The organism is Shewanella saliphila, assembly GCF_014648295.1.
GTDB classification, from domain to species: Bacteria; Pseudomonadota; Gammaproteobacteria; order Enterobacterales; family Shewanellaceae; genus Shewanella; species Shewanella saliphila.
Window position 1 is genome coordinate 14,904 of the sequence record NZ_BMQV01000017.1, and the last position, 22,486, is coordinate 37,389.

The following is a 22,486-nucleotide window of genomic DNA, read 5'->3' on the forward strand; positions in this document are numbered from 1 at the left end:
ACATTATTGCAATTGGTCATGCATCATAATAACGTTACCCTTCGTCGATGTTAAAAATAGCGTTAACAACTCCAATGCGAATTGTGCTTAAGGAAAAGCAAAAATGAAATGGTTAATTGTGGTGGTGCTCAGTTGGGGCATTGGCTTTATAAGCTACCCGCTTATTTGGCAAAATGATGCTGATAATCGCCAAGACCAGCAAACGGTCAATACTCATGCTGCAATATCTCAGCCCATTGGTGTGGCCGTTTCATCTAATACGAATGCTAGCACACCACAGCAATATGATGATTCTGGCCATGACCGAGAAGCAATGAAAGCGTCTATAGCGCAAGATGACACCTCTTACATGTCGATTTTTAGGATATTGCAACTTGCAGAACAAGACCCTTTAGAAGCCCTGTTAATTGCCCAAGAAACACAACACGAAGACTTGTATGGCTTTATTTTAGAAATTGCTGGCAAAAATCAATTTTCGAATGTTATTTCATGGATAATCGAGCAAAATACCAGCGACGATTACGAGTCGTTAGTCGACAGTTACTTACGCGGATTGGCCTCGGTGAACCCTCAACAAGCATTAAGCGATGTAGACTTATTGACGGTGGAGCCGATGAAAACCTCAGTCACCATGTCGATTGTAGACTCTTGGGCAAGTACTGATGCTATGGCTGCATTTGAGTGGCTAAAGCAACAACCAGAGAGCCCCTCTACGCTCAAAATGTATTTAAATACCATGTACTACTATATCGAGCAATCCCCTACCGAAGCGGCTAGCTTAATATCATCATTACCATTAAATGAGTCGACTAATTACCTTATCACTTCGATGGTTTATCAATTAGTTGACAAAAATGTGCAAGAGGCTGTCGACTGGCTCGACAGCATTGCCACAGAGCAGCGCGCCAGCGGCGTGTTTATTATATCGCGTAAAATGGCAGAAACCGATCCTGAAGCAGCTTTAATATTTTTAAATAACCAAAAACAAACTTACGAGCTTAACCAAGATTATTACAACAGTGCAGTGGCAGAAATTGCCAGTGTCGAGCCAGATATGATGCTTGCGCGCATTGACGATTACGAGATTAATGTGCAGCGCGACATTATCATTAACGCCAGTTATGCCCTTGTTGATCACTCTGAAGCCACCTTTTTACAATCAATTGACTCCTTATCTGACGACAATAAAGACATTGCCTTTCGGCAACGAGCCAATCAGTTAAACCAAACCGATCCACAACAAGCCTTTAATGTTGCTGAGCGCATTAGCGATACCAGTATCCGCTTAGAATCTATTATCAGTACGGTTAATGTGTGGAGCGCTTTCGATAAAAAAAATGCATTGATTGCCATCGATAACTCAACACAATTAACCGCCAGCCAAAAAGCTGACATCAGTAATCAAATGAAACTGCAGCTCACCTCATCCAATATTATTTATCCATAAACCCATGACGTGATTAAAATTCATGCACGCATCATGAGTAAAAATCATCATGACGATGCAATGCATAACTTATGCAATAAATTTGGGAATTAAATGACAGAAATGCTTTGTTCACTATTGCAAACAAGCATAAATGCGGTTAAGTTAACTGCAAGTCGTTTTACACGACATTAAGTGAGTGAATAAGTCCTCATTTAAAGTGATTATTTAAGACAACACCAAGAGATAAATTATGAACATCCAAGTGACTACAATCCACCATCATCACCATATGCGGTAGCCTTCGGATGCTTACTGCCGGAGGACATTATCCTTCTGGTGGTGAACACATTTCACATAAACCCCTGGAAGGAATTTCAGGGGTTTTTTGTTTTCTGCTCTTTGTTTTTCGAAATAATATTTTTATTTAAGCTTTTAATTTTGCAATATTTTAATTTAACATTTTAAGGAAGTATCTCATGAGTCAGTCAAAGCGTTTACGCATCGCCATTCAAAAATCAGGTCGTTTATCAAAAGAGTCACAACAGCTACTGAAAAGCTGTGGCGTAAAATTCAACGTCAATGAACAACGCCTTATCGCTCACGCTGATAACATGCCAATTGACTTATTACGCGTTCGTGATGATGACATTCCAGGCCTAGTAATGGACGGCGTTGTTGACCTAGGCATCATTGGTGAAAACGTACTAGAAGAAGAACAAATCGAGCGTCAACTAGCTGGTAAACCTGCTGGATGCACTAAATTACGAGATTTAGATTTTGGTTCTTGTCGTTTATCACTTGCCGTACCAAATGAGTTTGCCTATAAAGATGCGACGTCACTTGAAGGCCTTCGCATTGCCACCTCTTACCCAAATTTGCTACGTCGTTTTATGCAAGAAAAAGGCATTAACTACAGCGACTGTATGCTAAAAGGTTCAGTAGAAGTTGCCCCTCGCGCAGGCTTGTCTGATGGTATTTGTGACCTAGTCTCTACCGGTGCCACACTCGAAGCTAACGGCTTATATGAAACGGAAGTGATTTATCGCTCAATGGCTTGCATCATTCAATCAAACGAAGAGCAAACACCTGAGAAACAAGCACTCATCGACAAAATTTTATCTCGCATGAATGGCGTTATCCGCGCTCGTGAAAGTAAGTACATCTTATTACACGCACCAACAGAAACATTAGATCAAATCGTTGCACTACTGCCAGGCGCTGAAAACCCAACTGTACTGCCATTAAATGATGACACTAACCGTGTGGCGATTCACGCCGTTAGCAGTGAAGATTTATTCTGGGATACCATGGAAGAATTAACCGCCCTAGGTGCAAGTTCTATTCTTGTGATGCCAATTGAAAAAATGATGGGGTAACACACATGCAAATTCTCGATTGGGCGTCTTTATCTACAGCTGAGCAACAACAAACGTTAGCGCGTTCGCCATTAATCGGTGACGCCAGTGTTGAGCAAGGTGTGCGTGATATTATTGAACAAGTTAGCAGCCAGGGTGATGCGGCGTTAATCAATTTTAACAAGCGTTTTGATGGTGTTGAACTGACCGAGCTTACGTTAACGGCTGTGCAAATTAATGCTGCATGCGAGCGTGTCAGTGACGATGTAAAGCAAGCGGTGGCGCAAGCTGTTGCCAACATTGAAACATTCCATAACGCCCAAGTGTTTAATGGTGTCGATATTGAAACCCAAGCGGGAGTGCGCTGTGAGCTTCGAAGTGAGCCAATTGAACGTGTTGGCTTATATATTCCTGGTGGTACCGCACCACTAATCTCGACCGTGATGATGCTGGCTTTGCCAGCAAAAATCGCCGGCTGTGAAAAACGCGTACTCGTCAGCCCTCCACCCATTAATGATGCCATTGTGTATGCCGCCAATGTGTGTGGTATTACCGACATATTCCAAGTGGGTGGCGCCCAAGCCATTGCTGCACTAGCATTTGGTACCGAATCAGTACCAAACGTCGATAAAATTTTTGGCCCAGGTAATCGCTACGTTACCGAAGCAAAACGTCTTGTATCGCAAGATAGTCGTGTCAGCGTGTCGATAGATATGCCAGCGGGTCCGTCTGAAGTGCTGGTGATTGCCGACAAAAACGCTAATGCAGGTTTTGTGGCCTCTGATTTACTGTCACAAGCAGAGCATGGAGTTGATTCACAAGTGATGTTAGTGACGGACTCAGTTGACTTAGCAGAAGCGGTTAACCAAGCGTTAACGGAACAACTTGCGCAGTTGAGCCGTAAAGACATTGCCGCAACTGCACTAGAATGTAGCCGCAGTATTATTGTCAGCGACATGAGTGAAGCCGCTAAAGTGTCTAACTTATATGGCCCAGAACACTTGATTATTCAAACCGATTCGCCACGTGATGTGCTTAAGCAAGTACGCGGAGCAGGCTCTGTATTTTTAGGTGCTTATACCCCTGAGTCGGTCGGTGATTATGCTAGTGGCACCAACCATGTATTACCCACCTATGGTTACAGCCGCTCAGTATCAAGCTTGTCTTTAGCCGACTTTAGCCGCCGTTTTACCGTGCAAGAGCTCAGCAAACAAGGCTTACAAACTTTAGGTCAAAGTGTCATGGTACTGGCCGAAAATGAGCTGTTAGATGCGCATAAAAATGCCATCGCAATTCGTTTAGCCAGTTTAAGTTAAGATCGCAACAACACAAGATCAGTTAACACCTATAACGTGTAGAAAGTAGAGAGCAAAACCATGAGCCAAACCATAGCAGCGCCTTTTGACCCAAAGCAATTAGCCAGACCAGAATTGCTACAGTTAACCCCGTACCAAAGCGCCAGACGCATTGGTGGACGTGGTGATATTTGGATCAATGCTAACGAGTCACCGTTTAACAACAGTGATTTAGATAAAGTAAATCGTTACCCAGAGTGCCAACCTCCTGAGCTGATTAATGCATATAGCAACTATTCAGGCGTAAAGGCCAGTAACATTATTGCTAGTCGCGGCGCTGATGAAGCTATTGAACTGTTAATCCGCACCTTTTGTGTGCCCGGTGTCGACAGCATTGCTTGTTTTGGTCCTACTTATGGCATGTACGCCATTAGCGCTGCCACGTTTAATGTTGCGGTGACCACTTTAAGTTTAACCGATGATTATCAGCTACCACAGGCATGGCCAACTCAAATTGGCGCCGCTAAAATCGTGTTTATTTGTAACCCAAATAACCCAACGGGGACGGTGATATCAAAAGAGAACATTGAGCAAGCCATTCAAGCTGCACCTAATGCTATCGTGGTGGTTGATGAAGCCTATATTGAATTCTGTCCACAATACAGCGTGGCAGATTTACTCAGCACCTATCCTAACTTGGTGGTATTGCGCACCTTATCAAAAGCATTTGCATTGGCCGGCGCGCGTTGTGGCTTTATGCTAGCCAATGATGCCATCATCGATTTAGTCATGTTAGTGATTGCACCTTATCCTGTGCCACTACCCGTGTCTGAATTAGCCACTAAAGCCTTAAGTGCGCAAGGTCTTGATACCATGCAAACCCAGGTAGATTGCTTAATTGAACAAGGCCAGCGGTTAAGTGCAACTTTAAACTCATTTGGCGCTAACGTTTTGCCTGCAAATGGTAACTATGTATTAGCCAAATTCGAGGATGTTGCTAGCGTAGCTGAGCGCTTACGTGAGGCAGGTATTGTTGCCCGCGCATACAAAGATCCACGCTTGGCTGATGCTATCCGCTTTAGCTTTACCAACGAGCCACAAACCAATGCCATTATTGCGTTGTTTGACGGCTCTGCGGCATAAACCCAATTGAAACTTGTAAAAGTTAACTATAAAAATCACACCCTATTGTTAAGGTAGTCACATGAAACAGAACATATTATTCATCGACCGCGATGGCACTCTAGTAGAAGAGCCTGCAATCGACAAGCAATTAGACAGCTTAGAAAAATTGGTTTTTGAGCCGCGAGTGATTCCTGCATTACTCAAGCTACAAAAAGCCGGTTTTCGCTTAGTGATGGTGAGTAATCAAGACGGTTTAGGCACGCCTTCATTTCCAAAAGAAGACTTTGATGCCCCGCACAATATGATGATGCAAATTTTTGCCAGCCAGGGTGTTAAGTTTGACGATGTGGTCATTTGCCCACACTTTAATGACGAAAATTGCAGCTGTCGCAAACCCAAACTTGGCCTGGTGAAAGACTACTTAACTCAAGGTAAAATCGACTTTACCACCTCTGCTGTGATTGGCGATCGTGACACTGACGTAGAGCTTGCCAATGCCATGGGCATTAAAAGCTTTAAATATGACCGTCAAAGCCTTAACTGGGATGACATTGCCAATGCCCTACTAAGCAAAGGTCGTATCGCGAATGTTGTGCGTACGACTAAAGAAACCAACATTAACGTTACTATCGACTTAGACAGTCAAACCAAAGGTTCAATTGAAACCGGTATCGGCTTTTTTGACCACATGCTTGACCAAATTCAAACCCACGGCAATTTCAAAATGGACGTGCACGTCGACGGCGATTTAGAAATTGACGATCACCACAGTGTTGAAGACACAGCCCTTGCCATTGGTGATGCTATTCGCCAGGCGCTTGGCGACAAACGTGGTATTGCGCGTTTTGGTTTTAGCTTACCGATGGATGAAGCCAGCGGCGAATGTTTAATGGACATTTCTGGTCGCCCATTCATTAAATTCACCGCTGACTTTGACCGTGAAATGGTCGGCGAAATGGCCACTGAAATGGTGCCGCATTTCTTCCGCTCATTTGCTGACGGTCTTCGTTGCACACTGCATATTGGCTCAACAGGTGATAACGACCACCACAAAGTGGAAGCACTATTTAAAGTATTAGGCCGCACACTTCGCCAAGCGGTGAAAGTCGAAGGCGACATACTGCCATCAAGCAAAGGCGTACTGTAAGGAGTTAACGTGACACAAGAATCTGTTTCTTCAAGCAATGACAATGATCTCACGGTGATTATCGACACTGGCTGCGCCAATTTAAGCTCTGTGCGCTTTGCTTTTGAACGCCTTAACGCCAATGTCGTTGTGAGTGCTGACTTTGATGTTATTCGCAGTGCAGCTCGAGTGGTATTGCCCGGCGTTGGCACCGCTGGCGCTGCGATGGATGCGTTAAAGCAAAAAAACTTAATCGGGTTAATTAAAAGTTTAACTCAGCCAGTCATGGGCGTGTGTCTTGGCATGCAAATGCTCGCCAGTTTATCGAATGAGCATGGCGGACGTAGCGAGCAAGATATTACTTGTTTAGGCCTTGTACCGACTGATATTGGCGATCTTGACAGCAAAGGCTTGCCATTACCGCACATGGGTTGGAACCAAATAGATGTTGGCGACCACCCGTTATTTATCGGGATTGAAAATGGCAGTTATGTGTACTTTGTACACAGCTACCGCGCGCCCATCAGTGAATACACCTTAGCCAGCAGTACTTATGGCGAATCATTTAGTGCAGCCATTGGTAAAGATAACTTTTTCGGGGTGCAATTTCACCCTGAAAAAAGCGCCAAAGTCGGTGCGCAAATTTTAAGAAACTTTTTAAACATGGGGACACCACAGTGATTATTCCTGCCATTGATTTAATTGACGGCCAAGTGGTGCGCCTATACCAGGGCGACTACGATAAACAAACCACTTTTGACTTAAGCCCGCTGGCACAATTACAGTCTTATCAAGCACAAGGTGCCAAGTTACTGCATATTGTTGACCTCACCGGCGCAAAAGATCCCAACAAACGTCAAACCCAGCTGATCAGTGAATTAGCCGCAGGGCTCAATGTTGATATTCAAGTTGGCGGCGGTATTCGCAGTGAAGAACAAGTCGCAGAGCTGCTCAATATTGGCGTTAAACGTGTGGTGATTGGCTCCCTTGCAGTCAAAGAACCTGAACTGGTTAAAAGCTGGTTTGTAAAATATGGCAGCGATGCTATTTGTTTAGCCCTTGATGTCAACATCAACGACGCAGGTGAAAAAATTGTCGCCGTTTCAGGCTGGCAATCAGGTGGCGGTAAGTCACTAGAATCATTAGTCGCCGAGTTTGAAACCGTGGGCCTTAAACATGCTTTAGTGACTGACATCAGCCGTGATGGCACCCTAACCGGTGCCAATACCGAGCTTTATACTGAACTGGCATCAATTTACCCTAATATTCTGTGGCAAGCATCAGGCGGTATCGCCACCCTAGATAACGTTGCAACAGTACGAGACAGTAAAGCATCGGGCATTATTATTGGTAAAGCCCTGCTAATTAATCAATTTACCGTTGAGGAGGCAATACAATGCTGGCCAAACGCATAGTTCCGTGCCTTGACGTCCGAGAAGGTAAAGTGGTTAAAGGCGTGCAATTTCGTAACCACGAAATTGTCGGAGACATCGTTCCCCTCGCCGCCCGTTATGCTGACGAAGGCGCTGATGAATTAGTGTTTTATGACATTACCGCGAGTGCCCACGACCGGGTTATCGATAAGTCCTGGGTGAGCCGCGTCGCTGAACAAATTGATATCCCCTTTTGTGTTGCCGGTGGCATTAAAACCATTGAGCAAGCGCGCGAGAAACTGGCTTTTGGTGCAGATAAAATCTCGATTAACTCGCCAGCATTAACCGACCCAAGTTTGATCTCGCGCTTGCAAGATGAGTTTGGTCGCCAATGTATTGTGATTGGGATTGACTCATACTACGACGCCGAAACTGATAGCTACAAAGTGAAACAGTTTACCGGCGATGAAGCCGCCACCAAAGACACCCAATGGTATACTCAAGACTGGGTTGAAGAAGTGCAAAAACGCGGTTGTGGTGAAATTGTGCTTAACGTCATGAACCAAGACGGCGTGCGTGGCGGTTACGACATCAAACAACTCAGCATGGTACGCGCTATTTGTGACGTACCATTAATTGCTTCCGGTGGTGCGGGCATCATGGAACACTTTAAAGACGTGTTTGAACTTGCCAAAGTCGACGCCGCATTAGCTGCAAGCGTATTCCACAAAGGCATTATTGATATTGGCGAATTAAAGCAATACTTACACGCCAATCACATCGCCATTCGTTTATAACGTTGCCGAAAAAAAGAGAACATCAATGACTGATATCGTATTTGACAGTACAACTGTAGATTGGGACAAACAACAAGGGCTTATTCCTGCAGTTGTTCAACATCACCTAACAGGCAAAGTGCTCATGCTTGGCTACATGGACCAGGCCGCGCTAGAAAAAACCCTTGCCACTAAGCAAGTCACTTTTTTTAGCCGCTCGAAGCAGCGTTTATGGACCAAAGGTGAAACCTCAGGTAACACCCTAGATTTAGTTGCTATTGACAAAGATTGCGACAATGACAGCTTTTTAGTGCAAGTCATCCCGAACGGCCCAACCTGCCACAAAGGCACAGAAAGCTGCTGGAAAGACGATAACGCGCACCCTTTTATTGATAATCTGACAAACTTGATTATTTCACGTAAAGGCCAAAGTGCTGACTCAAGCTATACCGCATCATTATTTGAACGTGGTACTAAGCGTATTGCCCAAAAAGTCGGTGAAGAAGGTTTAGAAACCGCACTTGCTGCAGCCACTCACGACAAAGAAGAGCTGGTCAATGAAGCCTCTGATCTGATGTATCACTTAATCGTGCTACTTGAAGACCAAGGACTATCAATGGCTGATATCAATAAAAATTTATTGGATCGCCACACCAAAGCCAGCAAATAGAATTTGTTCAGCCGTGCTGAGTCAGATTCTATAAACAACAAAAAAGACGCCGCGGCGTCTTTTCTGTTATTTCAAAATGGTGAGAAGTTAGTTTTTATGGCTTTGAGTAATCGTTAGATTGCCATCGACATGTAAATCACGTTGTGGGTAGGCGATGACCACTTGATGCTCATTAAACAGTTCATACATTCTAAAGCGAATTTCACTGCGGCGACGGCGAATATCGGTTTCAGATACCGCACTCACCCAAAATATTAAGTCAAAAATCAGTGCGTTATCACCAAAATCTTCAAATAAAACCACTGGCTTCGGTTGCTGCAAAATATCATCGCGCTCACCAATCACTTGATAAATTAAATCGCGGACTTTAATCACATCAGAGCCATAAGCCACCCCAACTCGAATAAAAGTACGGGCATTTTTATCAATTAAGGTCCAGTTGGTTACGGTGTTTTCAAGTAATTGGCTGTTGGGCACTAACATGTGCACCCCATCATTACGACGAATTAAAGTCGAGCGGGTATTAATACACTCAACCACACCTCGCGCTTCGCCGACTTCTAAAAAGTCGCCAATACGGATTGGCCGCTCCCACATCAAAATCCAACCACTGATAAAGTTATTAATGATGTTTTGCGCACCAAAACCGACACCAATGGCAATCGCACCTGACACAAACGCAAACGCGGTTAATGGAATATTTAAAATCTCCATACTGGTAAACACCAGCACCGCAATACTGATAATAAAGTACATGCGGGTAAATAAATGAATCGCGTCTGCGCCAACATGACGTCGCTTTAACGCTTTGACAATGAGCCGTCCGGCTCGAGTAATAATAAACCAGGCTAAAAAGAGGTATAACGGCACTTGCAACAATTGCAGCAAAGTAATTGGGCTGTTGTCATAAGTGAATACCACAAACGATAAGGCAGATAACAATTCGTTAAAATCCATATAAACCTCTTTTTATTTTTATAATCAGTATTGTTGAGCTTGTTAGCGCATCTTTAACACTTAGTAATGTGCGTATTAGTAAAAGCGCTGCTCACCCGGTGGGCGAGTTTTAAGCAGCTTTAAAAACCACATGTATTGTTCTGGGTAGGCTTTAATCACCTGCTCAACCGCTTTGTTTAATGCTAAGGCTTCGTTTTCTTTACCTGCCATCTCTTGTGGACTAATGGCGGGCATTATCGTCATAACAAATTGCTTAGCTTGTTCATTATAGCCAATGTTAACTGGCATCACTTGAGCGTTGCCTGCTTGAGCAAGACGCCCTACTACGGGTAATGTTGCTTTTACTGTGCCTAAAAACGGCGTAAATACGCTTTTATCTGGCCCTAAATCTTCATCCGGTAAATAAAAGAAACTGTTATCTTTTTTAAGTTCAGCTAATAACGCGCGGATCCCAGCTTCACGCATATACACTCGACCATTTTGGCTGGTGCGCATGCGATTACTAAACCAGTTAAATAAGTCATTCCGGTGTGCTTTTGCCATGGTCACGATGGGGATTTCCATGTTCACACGTAGCCCTGCATACTCCATTGGCCACACATGAGGCATAATAAAAATAATTGGCTGGCCGGCATCTCTGGCCGCTTTAACATGCTCATAACCATTCATTTGGATACGACGCTTTAAATGATCCGTTGATCTAAACAGTAATTCGGCTTGTGACAGCAGCACCAATACAAACATCTTCACATTTTGCTTAACTAACGTTTCAACCTCTGTTTTCGACATTTCAGGAAAACAATGACTGATGTTAATTCTGGCGATTTTTATGGGCTTTTTGGCTATTTTCATCACAATCACCGCTAAAAATCTGGCAATAGGATCACGCACACTGGCGGGTAAAATACCAAATATAACCAATACTGCTATGGCTAACCATGTCAGCCAAAAACGCGGATGTAATAACGCCATTTTAAAGCGGGTATCAAAATGTTTTGCTTCTCGAGACAAAAGGAACACTCCAAATAAACGTGCACGGACAATACACACTTAAGGTTGATATCTAGGATTATACCAAGGCTTTGGTAAACTCAAAAACAAAAGAGCCACTCAATTAAGAGTGGCCCTTCGTAATACAGATCTAAAATCTGAATTGGCGTATTAACCAGTGATCTATTTTTTACCCGAGTTTGCCGCTTCAACGCGTGATTTTAACTTCTGTCCAGGACGGAAGGTAACAACACGGCGAGCAGAAATGGGAATATCTTCACCAGTTTTCGGGTTCCTTCCCGGTCTTTGATTCTTGTCCCTAAGGTCAAAGTTGCCAAAGCCAGATAGCTTGACCTGCTCACCATTTTCGAGTGCTTCACGAATCTCTTCAAAAAAAGACTCAACCATCTCTTTGGCTACACGTTTGTTAATGCCTAACGTTTCAAAAAGATGTTCTGCCATTTCGGCTTTGGTAAGTGCCATACTTTAATCCCTCAACGATGCGTTGAACTCGGTCTTAAGAGCAGATATTACTGAATCCATAGTTTCGGTAATGTCTTTTTCTTCAAGTGTACGAGTAGTGTCTTGTAATGTAAGTGCGATGGCGAGGCTCTTTTTGCCAGGCTCAACACCTTTACCTTGGTATACATCGAACAAGTTTAAGCCAACCAACTGATTTTCGCCAACTTTTCTTATCAAATTCATAACATCAGTGGCAGAAACTGCTTCATCTACTACTAGCGCGATGTCACGACGGTTAGCAGGAAACTTAGATACAGCTTGGGCTAGCGGCAAACGGGCGTGCAATAATGCATCCAGTTCTAACTCAAAAACAATTGTTTTGCCATTGAGTCCAAAAGGCTTTTCCAAGCTAGGATGGATAGCGCCGATGTAACCAATGACTCGATTATTTCTTAATATTTCAGCACATTGTCCTGGATGCAGCGCAGGATGAGTTGCCCCTTTAAAACTAAATTCTGAAGCGGCAACTGTCAAGCCTAGAATCGCTTCTAAATCACCTTTTAAATCAAAGAAGTCGACTGTTTTCGATTCCATTGACCAATGTTCTTCGTTTTGCACCCCTGAAATTACCGCACCCAGCATGGCTTGCTGGCGAACACCAGAATCTGCTTGTGCATCAGGAACAAAGCGTAAACCGGTCTCAAATAATCTTACACGACCCTGTTGACGGCTTTGGTTGTAGCCAACCGCAGTTAATAGCCCTGTGAACATAGACAAACGCATTGCCGACATTTCGATTGAAATTGGGTTTGGTAACACCATTGCTTCTTGGCCAGGATGCACTAAATTTTGCATTTTAGGGTCAACAAAGCTGTAGGTCACTGCTTCTTGGAAACCGCGAGCAACAAAAATGCTACGAACACGCTTAAGCGAAATGTCCGCTTCTTTGTGATCAGGCATAGTAAGCGCTGCTTGTGGCGCTGTATTCGGGATGTTGTTGTAACCGTAAATACGTGCCACTTCTTCGATTAAATCTTCTTCAATCGCCATATCAAAACGGTATGTGGCGGTCGTGACCTGCCATGCATCATTTACCGTTTCAACGTTAAAGCCTAAACGCTGTAAAATCTCAACAACATCAGTATCAGGAATATGATGACCTAATGTTTTGTCTAACTTGTTACGACGTAAGGTAATCGTGGCTGCTTTTGGTAAATGTTCAGCTGATACTGCTTCAACCACTTGACCTGCTTCACCACCACAAATATCCAATACAAGACGTGTAGCACGATCCATCACCTTATGTTGGAGCTCAGGGTCTACGCCACGCTCAAAACGATGTGATGCGTCTGTGTGTAAGCCTAAACGACGTGATTTACCCATAATGGCAAGGGGAGCAAAAAATGCGCACTCTAATAAGATGTCTTGGGTATTTTCATTCACGCCAGTGCTTTCGCCGCCAAATACACCTGCAAGTGCAACGGCTTGTTTGTCGTCTGCAATCACTAAAGTGTCGTTTGGCACGGTAATTTCGTTACCGTCAAGCAAGGTTAACTTTTCAACGCCGTCGGCTAAACGGACGTTAATCCCGCAGTTTAAGGTATTTAAGTCAAACGCATGCATAGGTTGACCAAACTCGATCAACACGTAGTTGGTAATATCGACAATCGGGTCGATTGAACGAATACCACTGCGACGTAACTTTTCTTGCATCCATAACGGCGTAGCGGCTTTAACATTGATGTTTTTAACCACTCGGCCTAAATAGCGCGGGCATAAATCTGGCGCAACGACATTGATGCTAAATGGCGCATCAATTGTTGCTTCTACGGCTTGCCATGTTGGTTCTGTTACTGCTTGACGGTTTAATACGCCCACTTCGCGCGCAAGACCTGCCATACCTAGGCAATCTGCGCGGTTAGCCGTTAAATCAACGTCGATAATGACGTCATCTAATTGCAAAAACTCACGCACATTAACGCCTAATGGTGCATCTTGTGGCAGCTCAATAATACCATCGCTTTCGATGTCGATACCGAGTTCACCGTATGAGCACAACATCCCCATTGAGGGTTGACCACGTAATTTGGCTTTTTTGATTTTAAAATCGCCAGGCAATACTGCACCGACCATAGCCACCGCAACTTTTAAACCTAAACGGCAGTTAGGGGCACCACAGACGATATCAATTAGCTCGTCGCCACCCACATTGATTTTGGTTACACGTAATTTGTCAGCATCAGGGTGCTGGCCACATTCAACCACTTCGCCAATAATCACGCCGCTAAACTCTGCCGCTACTGGGTCTACGCCGTCTACTTCAAGGCCTGCCATGGTGATTTGGTGTGATAATGCGTCACGACTTACAGATGGGTTAACCCACTCACGAAGCCAAGATTCACTGAATTTCATCTAATTATTGCTCCGTTATTTGAATTGCTTAAGAAAACGTAAATCGTTTTCGAAGAAGGCACGTAAATCATTCACGCCGTAGCGCAACATGGTTAAACGCTCTACGCCCATACCAAAAGCAAAACCAGAGTATTTTTCAGGGTCAATGCCCACACTGCGCAGTACATTTGGGTGCACCATACCGCAGCCTAAAACCTCTAACCATTTACCGTTTTTACCCATTACGTCAACTTCAGCAGAAGGCTCAGTGAATGGGAAGTAAGATGGACGGAAACGCACTTCTAGGTCTTCTTCAAAGAAGTTGCGTAAAAAGTCATGCAGAATCCCTTTTAACTCTGCAAAATTAACATTCTCAGCCACCATCAACCCTTCCACTTGGTGGAACATTGGCGTATGAGTTTGGTCGTAATCGTTACGGTAAACACGGCCCGGAGAAATGATGCGCAGCGGTGGCTTTTCGTGTTCCATAGTACGGATTTGCACGCCCGATGTTTGGGTACGCAACATTACTTTTGGATTAAAGTAAAAGGTATCGTGATCGGCACGAGCTGGATGGTGCTCAGAAATATTTAAGGCGTCGAAGTTATGAAAATCATCTTCAATTTCAGGACCTTCCTTAACAACAAAGCCTAATTCACCAAAAAAGGTTTCAATGCGTTCGATTGTACGCGTAACCGGATGTAAGCCACCGATTTCTAAGGTACGCCCAGGCAAAGTCACATCGATTTTTTCAGCAATTAATTTTGCTTCTAATGCCGACGCTTTCAATCCATCGATACGCTCAGTCAGCTTTTGCTGTACGGCTTGTTTAGCTTGGTTGACGGCTTGACCAAAGGCAGGTTTTTCTTCTGCGCTTAATGATCCCATCATTTTCATCATGTCAGTGATTTTACCTTTTTTACCAAGGTAATCGACACGGATATCATCCAATGTCTTTAGATCACTGGCCTTATCAATGACCTCTAAGGCTTGTTCTACGATCTCGGTTAACTGCTGCATGTTATCATCCACTGCATTTGTGCATATCAATGCGATTGGGCGCCTAGTCTGCTATTGGTGAGTCGATAATCAAAATCAATCACAACATTAATAGCGGCGACGCGGTAGTTTAACGCTTCTGTGGCTTTAATTAGCCACAAAGTGCTAAAACTAGGGTTAAAATAAAAGAGTGAAATTTTACGTGAGAGACCGCGATTTTACTAGTCATTATTGGACTTTTTAGTGGCAAATAGCTGTATTTAACTGCAATTTAGCTTTCTAGACTCGTCGTGATAGCTCATCGTCAGTCATCTTAATTATCCGCACCGCTTTTTTGCCGACAAACTAAAATTAACAGAATAATTGACGAGAGAATTAACGACAGAGTTAAGCATTAAAAATATCAAGTGGAATATGAAAACGATAATACCCAGAAACGCTAACCCCCTAAACAATCCTAATTCGCAATCTCTCTTTATGTCGCGTTAACTGAAGACAAATAATTGATATTAAATACAAACCAATTATTAATATCGTTTTTTAAATGCGGCGTTATCAAGCAAGACTGATTAACGCTTTAACCGATAACGATGCACTGTCAAAAACAGGTCAATAAAATAAAAATACCGCTTTTTATTAGCGGTATCGTTCAGGTCTGTTATTTGAAGTTTAGCTGGATTTAATGCTCTTGCGACACATCAACAACATAATGCCCTTGAAGCCAGTTACGTCCAATCAGCAATTTGTAACCCATTTTTGTGCGGTCTTTTAAGTTAACATCCACTAAATATTCTTTCCTGGGTTCGCCGACACTGAGCCTTACCATGTAACGAACTTCAGTGCCCTGAGCATTACGAATAAAAGAAGTGCCACGAATTTTAGTCCGCACATCGACCGTTTCGCCTTTGTCATTTTCGGTGGTAAAGGTGATCATTTTACCGACGTTATTGGTCTTATCGTTAAGATCTTCATCATCAATGCGCATGTTGACCGCATGCAATGAGTTTTCTACCGCGCCGGTATCAATGCGAGTATTGAATAACAAACCGGTTTGTTTGATGCTAAGTTCTGCCACTGGGCCAATGATCTTTTTTCGAGACACATCGACCAGATAGCCTTTCTTTAAAAAGTTACGCCCAATGAGAAGTTTGTAGTTCATGTGGCTGCGGTCGCGTAAATTAACATACACATTATGAAGACTATCTGGAAAGCCGACGTCGAGCTTTACCATATAGCGGGTTTCTCTCCCTTGTGAGTTTCTGACGGTTGAAGTGCTGACAATTTCCGCTTGCATCCGCTGCTTGTCACCTTGCTCGTTGACAGTGGTGAAGGCGATAGTTTTACCAATGTTTTGTTTCATATTGACAGATTCGCCGCCAATCACTTCAAGGTCGACAGCATGCAGAGAGGTATTACCGGCACCGGTATCAATACGGGCCTTAAACATTAAGCCTGAATTGGCCACGGTCATGGTTTCAATTTGACTCACTACAATGGCTTGACTATTGGCAAAAACAGATAATGATAAAACACATAAAACAGCAGAAATAACGACTTTTTTAAACATGTTCAATTCCAAAAACAACCACGCCTAAAACAACCAAGCTTACTGTGCAGTTAAGCTAATAAATGAGCGATTTCTTGATCGAATAAATTTTTAATTAACCCTGAAAACTCAGTAATAAAAATACTTTGTTCAGGCGTGGCCTGTTGGTTGGCCACTGACGCTAAAATCTCCTCTAAATCGTACACAATCGCGTCGATTTCACGGATCACCATATTACGCTGCGCAAATGACAATTGTGGGTTTTGACCACACACCATAATAATTTGTGCAGATAATTGCTCTTCAAATAATTCCATTACGGTCTCCGTCGCGGCCGCATTCTGTTCAGGCGCTTCAAACAAGCCTAAATGTTCAGTTAAATACTGAATTAAATGCATGTATCCGTCTTTATCGGTAACCATTTTTTCACCTTTTTTACGATTATTTAATGGGCAATGGCTTAGGTTTACATAACCAAAAGCCATTGCCCATAGTGTTCAATTATTGGGCTAAGGTTAGCACAAACGATACTGGCACCGCTAAGCTGATGCTTGGCAAACCAGCGATTTCTCTTAACTTTTCAACACCTGTCACTAAATTAAACTCGTCAGCTTGAACCAATAAAGGGGCAAAGCTGCTGACAACTAATTTGTCATCAGATAATTTAGCCACAAGCACTTCAACGCTTTTTTGCTGTTTTTTACCATGTAACTCAACAGTGGCATCAATTTTTGTGGTTAAGGTGTCACCGACTTTCATTCCCATCAATAACTGAGGATTAATCACGGCATTCACTTTCAACTGCGGAAATTGTGCTATTTCAAACAACACCGTTTGCATGCGGTCGTCACGAATTTTAATGCCTGTATCAACCGAATTTAAATCTATCGATAACGCAAAAGCTCCCGCTTCGGTCAATGAGCCCGCAACTTGCTTAAAATGGTGCACTTCAGCAATGTCGTTTTTCTTTACCGAGATAAAGCTAACGCGCGAGTGATCTTGGTTAACCTGCCAATCGCCTGCCATGGCTTGAAAACTTAACAACCCAGCTGCGAACAAAGGTAATGCGATTTTCATTGTTGACTCCTTTTAATTAAAATTAACACGTTATGAAACAATACAACTTGAGTATAGATAAGTCTTTTATCAATTAGGTAAAAACCGTTATTTTACTTTCGCGAGCCATTTATCTAATGCCTGCGCAAACGCGTGCTTGTCTGCCTGAGAAAAACTATTAGGGCCACCGGTGTGAACCCCACTGCTGCGCATTTCTTCCATAAAATCGCGCATGGTCAAGGTTTGTTTGATGTTTTCTGTGGTGTACACAGTCCCTCTTGGGTTTAACACCAACGCGCCTTTTTCAACGGCCTCTGCCGCCAATGGAATATCGGCAGTAATAACCAAATCACCCGAGTCCACTTGCTCAACGATATAATTGTCGGCTTCATCAAAGCCCGAGCTCACTCTAATCATCGAAATCAACGGAGAAATCGGCACTTTAATCAATTGATTAGCCACCAATACTAATTGAATCGACTTACGTTCTGAGGCACGAAACAACATGTCTTTTACGGCATTTGGGCAGGCATCAGCATCGACCCAAATTTTATTGCTTATCACGCGATATTGCTCCCATTTATTAACACAGATTAAGGTGCTAAACGATCTATTTGCCAATCGCTATCCGTTTTACTGTACATAAATCTGTCATGCAGGCGATGTTCACCACCTTGCCAAAATTCAATACTGCTTGGACGCACTAAATAACCGCCCCAAAATTTAGGTAAAGGCACTTCGCCTTGAGCATATTTAGCCTTCATTTCAGCAAACTTACCTTCTAACGCTTGGCGCGCTGAAATTTTACTCGACTGTTTTGATACCCATGCAGCGATTTGGCTATCTTTAGGTCGGCTCATAAAGTATTTAGCCACATCTAACATCGATAGAGGTTCAGCCTCACCGATGACGGCAACTTGACGCTCTAATGGATGCCAGGGAAACAACAAACTGATTTTGTTATTCACACCAATTTGCTTGGCTTTGCGGCTTTCAAGGTTGGTAAAAAACACAAAGCCGTTATCGTCAAAACGCTTGAGCAACACAATGCGCTGAAAAGGCTGCCCTTGCTCATCAACCGTTGCGACACACATAGCCGTTGGATCGGTTAGTTGCGCATCTTTAGCTTGCTGCATCCATTTTTCAAATAAATCCATTGGATTAGCAGGTAAATCACCACGTCTTAAGCCACCTTGGGTGTACTCTCGGCGAATATCACTTAAATCACTCATTGCGCTTCCTTGTTTATGCTTACTCACACTATTTTACGCTGAGCATACACAAAAAAGCCAACGCCTAAACGTTGGCTTTATCATTTAAAAGGTTATATCAACGACTTTTTTATTAAGGCTTTACCTGCGACTCAAAGGTGTAACATTTTAAGGTATCAAATTGTACCTGAGCAGTTACATAAATTCTGGGCTCAGTACTTCTGAGTCAAGCTGCTGAAAATGGCCAAAGTGGACATGATAATCTGGCTCAATCGGGTAGGAACAATGGGCTAGGCATATATTTTTAGGCTTAGCTGATGCAATCACTGGTGCATTAAATCCGATAGTGTCCCAACTAATTGGCTGTAATAAAGCTAATAATTGCGAAGCAATGGGATTGTCAGGTGAGTTAACATCGACATTGGTTTCAACACTGACATAAGAGCTCTGCTCTTGCGGGGTAATGTGAATGGTAAAATAGTGCTCATCTTTTATGCCGTTAACTGAAAACCCTAACGGAGTAAACAAGTGGGCATCGTAGTCAAACCCCTCAAACAATTTGCTTAAGCCTAATAATGCGCAAATTTGCTCTACTGTTTGTTCAGTTGAGGTTAAATACTCGGCGACTGGCCCGCTAATGTGGTACATCAATAGTTCGCTGGTGTTATCTTGCACGGTTAATAAGTAAGGTGTGTCACTGGTAAAAATAAAATGATGATGACTGTCTAAGTGACCAATTCGACACGCTGTACCGGGTATATATTGACGCAAGCGGGCAATGTCATCGGCAAACGTTGAGACTTGCAAATGCGCTAAATATTCATTTTTACGTTGATAACTCACAAACGCCACGTGGTCGACACCGATATGTTCGAGCATGGCCAATAAGCTGTCTATCAAGGTCGACAAACCGCACGTTAGCATGACGATGCGGTTATCCCAGACAAACAAACTCGACTCGCTTAATAAATACGCATCGCAATGTTGATTATGAATAACCGAGATAATATCCGCTTTGGCGAGGCTGACTATTTGAGTCCAAAAATCAGAACCAAGTGCACGCAATGAACCATGAGTCGATGCGGTTATAAGCTCAATTTTTTTTTCGGAACCTTCAAAAAACATCAGTGTGGTTAACCCTCAAACAACGTTATATCGTTCATATCATAAAGTAAGCCTTAGCAATAAATAAAGGCTTAGTTATTATACATAACTAAGCCTCTCATCTGTCGCTGTTTATTTTACGCTTACCTTTAGAAATCTTCTAAGTAAGTGTAACCGTCAAGGCCGACTTGTAACTCTTCTAAAATACTGGCGCGTTCATCCTCAACAATATGTTGAGTCACTAGTTCTTCAAAAGTGCGCATGAACTCTTCAGCGTCTAAGTTAACATAACGTAATACGTCTGCAACAGTATCGCCTTGTAACACTGACTCAATATTTGCCGCGCCGTCTTGATCAAGACGAACAACGGCTGAGTTAGTGTCACCGAATAAGTTATGCATATCACCCAGGATTTCCTGGTACGCACCGACCATGAAGAAGCCGATTAGATATGGGCTTTCTGCGCTCCATGCTGGCACAGGTAGTGTGGTTTCAATACCTTGACCATCTACGTATTGGTCAACAATACCGTCTGAGTCACAGGTAATATCAAGCATGACAGCACGGCGCTCTGGTGCTTTATCTAAACCCGATAACGGCAACACAGGGAACACCTGGTCAATACCCCAGGCATCAGGTAATGACTGGAACAATGAAAAGTTAACAAAGAACTTATCAGCTAGTTTTTCGTTCAATTCGTCAATAATTGGACGATGATAGCGGTTATTATTGCTCAGTAAGCCTTTCACTTCGTGACAAACACGTAAGTGAGCTTGTTCAGCCCAAGCACGGTGTGCCAAGCTAAATTGACCTACCGCAAATAAAGAATGCGCTTCAGCGATATCGCTTTGGGTATCGTGATAAATTTCAATAATGGCACGTTGGTCGTGTCCGCCACTGATTTCTTCCCACGACTGCCACATGTTATGCAACAGTTGCGGCGCATCGTCCGCTGGTGCTTCAATCACTTCAGGCATGTACGCTTCAGTGCCAATAACATCGGTAATCAATACCGCGTGATGTGCAGTTAAATGACGACCAGATTCCGAAATAATACGTGGCATTGGCTGCTCGTATTCATTACATAAATCGGTTAACACATTAACGATATTGTTAGCATACTCATTTAAACCATAGTTCATTGAGTTATTGCTTTGACTACGAGTGCCATCATAATCGACCGCTAAACCACCGCCAACGTCAAAACATTCAATTTTAGCGCCGAGTTGGCGTAGCTCACAGTAAAAACGCCCTGCCTCACCCACACCCTGGCGAATATCGCGAATGTTGGCAATTTGTGAGCCTAAATGAAAGTGCAATAACTGTAATGACTCAAGCATGTTAGCTTGTTGTAATTGCTCAACCACTTTTAATACTTGGGCAGCAGACAAACCAAATTTAGACTTTTCGCCACCACTTGCTTGCCATTTACCTTTGCCTTGGAAAGCTAAACGTACCCGTAAACCTAAACGAGGTGTCACGCCAAGTTTCTCAGCTTCTGCCAATACCATTTTAAGCTCAGACATCTTTTCAAGTACGATGTAAACTTTATGGCCTAACTTCTCGCCGATTAAGGCTAAGCGCACGTATTCTTTGTCTTTATAACCATTACACACGATCACAGAACTGGCTTTTTGAGCCATGGCTAATACTGCCATTAATTCTGGCTTACTGCCCGCTTCAAGGCCTAATTGCGGTACTTCTTTGGATTTTTGGCTCGCCAAAATCTCTTCAACAACGGTTTGTTGTTGGTTAACTTTAATCGGATAAACTAACAAATAATCATTTTGATATTCGTATTTAGTAATCGCATCATTAAAGGCTTCACATAAACTTTCCACTCTGTGGTGTAAAATCTGTGGGAAACGAACCAGTACCGGTAACGAAACGCCCGCTTTAACCATATCTCTAGCCAATTCATTTAAACCGACTTTATGATCAGGGTTTTGTGGATCGGGTGACACTGTGACTTCGCCATCTTCACGAATACCGTAAAAGCCTTGGCTCCAGTGAGTCACGTTATAACCCGCGCGAGCATCTTCGATAGACCAATCAGACATAATTATTTTCCGTATTTGTATCAAAGTTAAGCAGCACTTTTTATGAGACTGCTTGTTAACATCCAGATAACGACTTAGCGCTATCGCTGGTATAAGTTGCCATGTTTTGTGCTATTGGCACGTATTCATTGGCGTTGTATTCTGACGCATTAAGCTCTCTGAAGGGTTAAGTTTAATGCTCACAACCATCAGATTTTATAGAAGCAACACCACTTGTTAGCCTGATGGTGCTTTAACTAAAGGCATAACACATCTTAGTCACACATCTGCATGGCTTGCAAATATTGCCGGTCCAACATCACTCAATTTTTGTCACAAGTGTTTTACTGCTTAAAGCAAAAATAAGATCACTTTATCAAGGTTAAACCGACTTGCTAAAATCGGCGCAATTAAAACCTGCAATGCAGTGTAATGCAAGTAAATTACCCATTAATTACAGCAAAAAACCTGATTTTTTACCCTCAGCCAAGTTCAATAACGCACTGAGCGAATAAATCAATTTCAACTCACGGTAAATGACACAACTTAGTGTTGATTTACGTGTATAATTAACCGATTGAA

Annotated in this window: 21 protein-coding genes; 9 read left to right on the forward strand and 12 right to left on the reverse strand. The window is 43.0% G+C overall.

What is annotated here, in order from left to right; genetic code table 11:
* The first annotated feature begins 103 nt into the window (after positions 1–103).
* The 9 genes from IEY48_RS09885 to hisIE all read left to right on the forward strand — a co-directional run bounded on the left by IEY48_RS09885 (position 104) and on the right by hisIE (position 9,149).
* Positions 104–1,447 (forward strand): hypothetical protein, encoded by a 1,344-nt coding sequence (locus IEY48_RS09885; protein WP_188919767.1) that lies wholly within the window; start codon positions 104–106, stop codon positions 1,445–1,447.
* Between the two features lie 458 nt (positions 1,448–1,905).
* Complete coding sequence (hisG, locus tag IEY48_RS09890) at positions 1,906–2,805, forward strand: ATP phosphoribosyltransferase (RefSeq protein WP_188919769.1); 900 nt, start codon at positions 1,906–1,908, stop codon at positions 2,803–2,805.
* 5 nt (positions 2,806–2,810) lie between these two features.
* Positions 2,811–4,100 carry a histidinol dehydrogenase gene (hisD, locus tag IEY48_RS09895; RefSeq protein ID WP_188919771.1) on the forward strand — a complete coding sequence of 430 codons (1,290 nt, stop codon included), beginning with the start codon at positions 2,811–2,813 and terminating at the stop codon, positions 4,098–4,100.
* A 60-nt stretch (positions 4,101–4,160) separates the two neighbouring features.
* A complete protein-coding gene (hisC, locus tag IEY48_RS09900) occupies positions 4,161–5,222 on the forward strand; it encodes a histidinol-phosphate transaminase (protein WP_188919773.1) in 1,062 nt (353 codons plus the stop codon).
* A 61-nt stretch (positions 5,223–5,283) separates the two neighbouring features.
* Positions 5,284–6,351 (forward strand): bifunctional histidinol-phosphatase/imidazoleglycerol-phosphate dehydratase HisB, encoded by a 1,068-nt coding sequence (hisB, locus tag IEY48_RS09905; protein WP_188919775.1) that lies wholly within the window; start codon positions 5,284–5,286, stop codon positions 6,349–6,351.
* 9 nt (positions 6,352–6,360) lie between these two features.
* Positions 6,361–7,011 (forward strand): imidazole glycerol phosphate synthase subunit HisH, encoded by a 651-nt coding sequence (gene hisH / locus IEY48_RS09910; RefSeq protein WP_188919776.1) that lies wholly within the window; start codon positions 6,361–6,363, stop codon positions 7,009–7,011.
* Positions 7,008–7,745, forward strand: a complete 738-nt coding sequence (gene hisA, locus IEY48_RS09915) for a 1-(5-phosphoribosyl)-5-[(5-phosphoribosylamino)methylideneamino]imidazole-4-carboxamide isomerase (protein ID WP_188919778.1) — start codon at positions 7,008–7,010, stop codon at positions 7,743–7,745. The genes hisH and hisA overlap by 4 nt, the downstream gene beginning before the upstream one ends.
* A complete protein-coding gene (gene hisF, locus IEY48_RS09920; RefSeq protein ID WP_188919781.1) occupies positions 7,727–8,500 on the forward strand; it encodes an imidazole glycerol phosphate synthase subunit HisF in 774 nt (257 codons plus the stop codon). The genes hisA and hisF overlap by 19 nt, the downstream gene beginning before the upstream one ends.
* Before the next feature lie 25 nt (positions 8,501–8,525).
* Complete coding sequence (gene hisIE, locus IEY48_RS09925) at positions 8,526–9,149, forward strand: bifunctional phosphoribosyl-AMP cyclohydrolase/phosphoribosyl-ATP diphosphatase HisIE (RefSeq protein ID WP_188919783.1); 624 nt, start codon at positions 8,526–8,528, stop codon at positions 9,147–9,149.
* An 87-nt stretch (positions 9,150–9,236) separates the two neighbouring features.
* Here hisIE and IEY48_RS09930 read toward each other — a convergent pair whose 3' ends face one another.
* The 12 genes from IEY48_RS09930 to speA all read right to left on the reverse strand — a co-directional run bounded on the left by IEY48_RS09930 (position 9,237) and on the right by speA (position 21,925).
* Entirely contained in the window at positions 9,237–10,106 is an 870-nt protein-coding gene (locus tag IEY48_RS09930) for a mechanosensitive ion channel family protein (RefSeq protein WP_188919785.1), read from the reverse strand.
* Between the two features lie 75 nt (positions 10,107–10,181).
* The gene (lpxM, locus tag IEY48_RS09935) at positions 10,182–11,117 is read right to left on the reverse strand and encodes a lauroyl-Kdo(2)-lipid IV(A) myristoyltransferase (protein ID WP_188919787.1); all 936 of its coding nucleotides are present in this window, start codon (positions 11,115–11,117) and stop codon (positions 10,182–10,184) included.
* A 162-nt stretch (positions 11,118–11,279) separates the two neighbouring features.
* Complete coding sequence (gene ihfA / locus IEY48_RS09940) at positions 11,280–11,579, reverse strand: integration host factor subunit alpha (RefSeq protein WP_160052251.1); 300 nt, start codon at positions 11,577–11,579, stop codon at positions 11,280–11,282.
* 3 nt (positions 11,580–11,582) lie between these two features.
* A complete protein-coding gene (pheT, locus tag IEY48_RS09945; protein WP_188919789.1) occupies positions 11,583–13,970 on the reverse strand; it encodes a phenylalanine--tRNA ligase subunit beta in 2,388 nt (795 codons plus the stop codon).
* Between the two features lie 15 nt (positions 13,971–13,985).
* The gene (pheS, locus tag IEY48_RS09950; protein WP_188919792.1) at positions 13,986–14,969 is read right to left on the reverse strand and encodes a phenylalanine--tRNA ligase subunit alpha; all 984 of its coding nucleotides are present in this window, start codon (positions 14,967–14,969) and stop codon (positions 13,986–13,988) included.
* Between the two features lie 658 nt (positions 14,970–15,627).
* The gene (locus IEY48_RS09955; RefSeq protein WP_188919794.1) at positions 15,628–16,515 is read right to left on the reverse strand and encodes a putative ATP-dependent zinc protease; all 888 of its coding nucleotides are present in this window, start codon (positions 16,513–16,515) and stop codon (positions 15,628–15,630) included.
* Between the two features lie 50 nt (positions 16,516–16,565).
* The gene (locus IEY48_RS09960; RefSeq protein WP_188919796.1) at positions 16,566–16,916 is read right to left on the reverse strand and encodes a DUF3802 family protein; all 351 of its coding nucleotides are present in this window, start codon (positions 16,914–16,916) and stop codon (positions 16,566–16,568) included.
* Between the two features lie 79 nt (positions 16,917–16,995).
* Positions 16,996–17,571, reverse strand: a complete 576-nt coding sequence (locus IEY48_RS09965) for a YceI family protein (RefSeq protein WP_188919798.1) — start codon at positions 17,569–17,571, stop codon at positions 16,996–16,998.
* A gap of 87 nt (positions 17,572–17,658) precedes the next feature.
* Entirely contained in the window at positions 17,659–18,114 is a 456-nt protein-coding gene (locus IEY48_RS09970; RefSeq protein ID WP_188919801.1) for a YaiI/YqxD family protein, read from the reverse strand.
* Between the two features lie 29 nt (positions 18,115–18,143).
* Positions 18,144–18,782: a pyridoxamine 5'-phosphate oxidase gene (gene pdxH / locus IEY48_RS09975; protein ID WP_188919803.1), complete on the reverse strand. Its 639-nt coding sequence runs from the start codon at positions 18,780–18,782 to the stop codon at positions 18,144–18,146.
* 174 nt (positions 18,783–18,956) lie between these two features.
* A complete protein-coding gene (locus tag IEY48_RS09980; RefSeq protein ID WP_188919806.1) occupies positions 18,957–19,886 on the reverse strand; it encodes an adenosylmethionine decarboxylase in 930 nt (309 codons plus the stop codon).
* 128 nt (positions 19,887–20,014) lie between these two features.
* Positions 20,015–21,925, reverse strand: a complete 1,911-nt coding sequence (gene speA, locus IEY48_RS09985; protein WP_188919808.1) for a biosynthetic arginine decarboxylase — start codon at positions 21,923–21,925, stop codon at positions 20,015–20,017.
* Positions 21,926–22,486 lie beyond the last annotated feature (561 nt).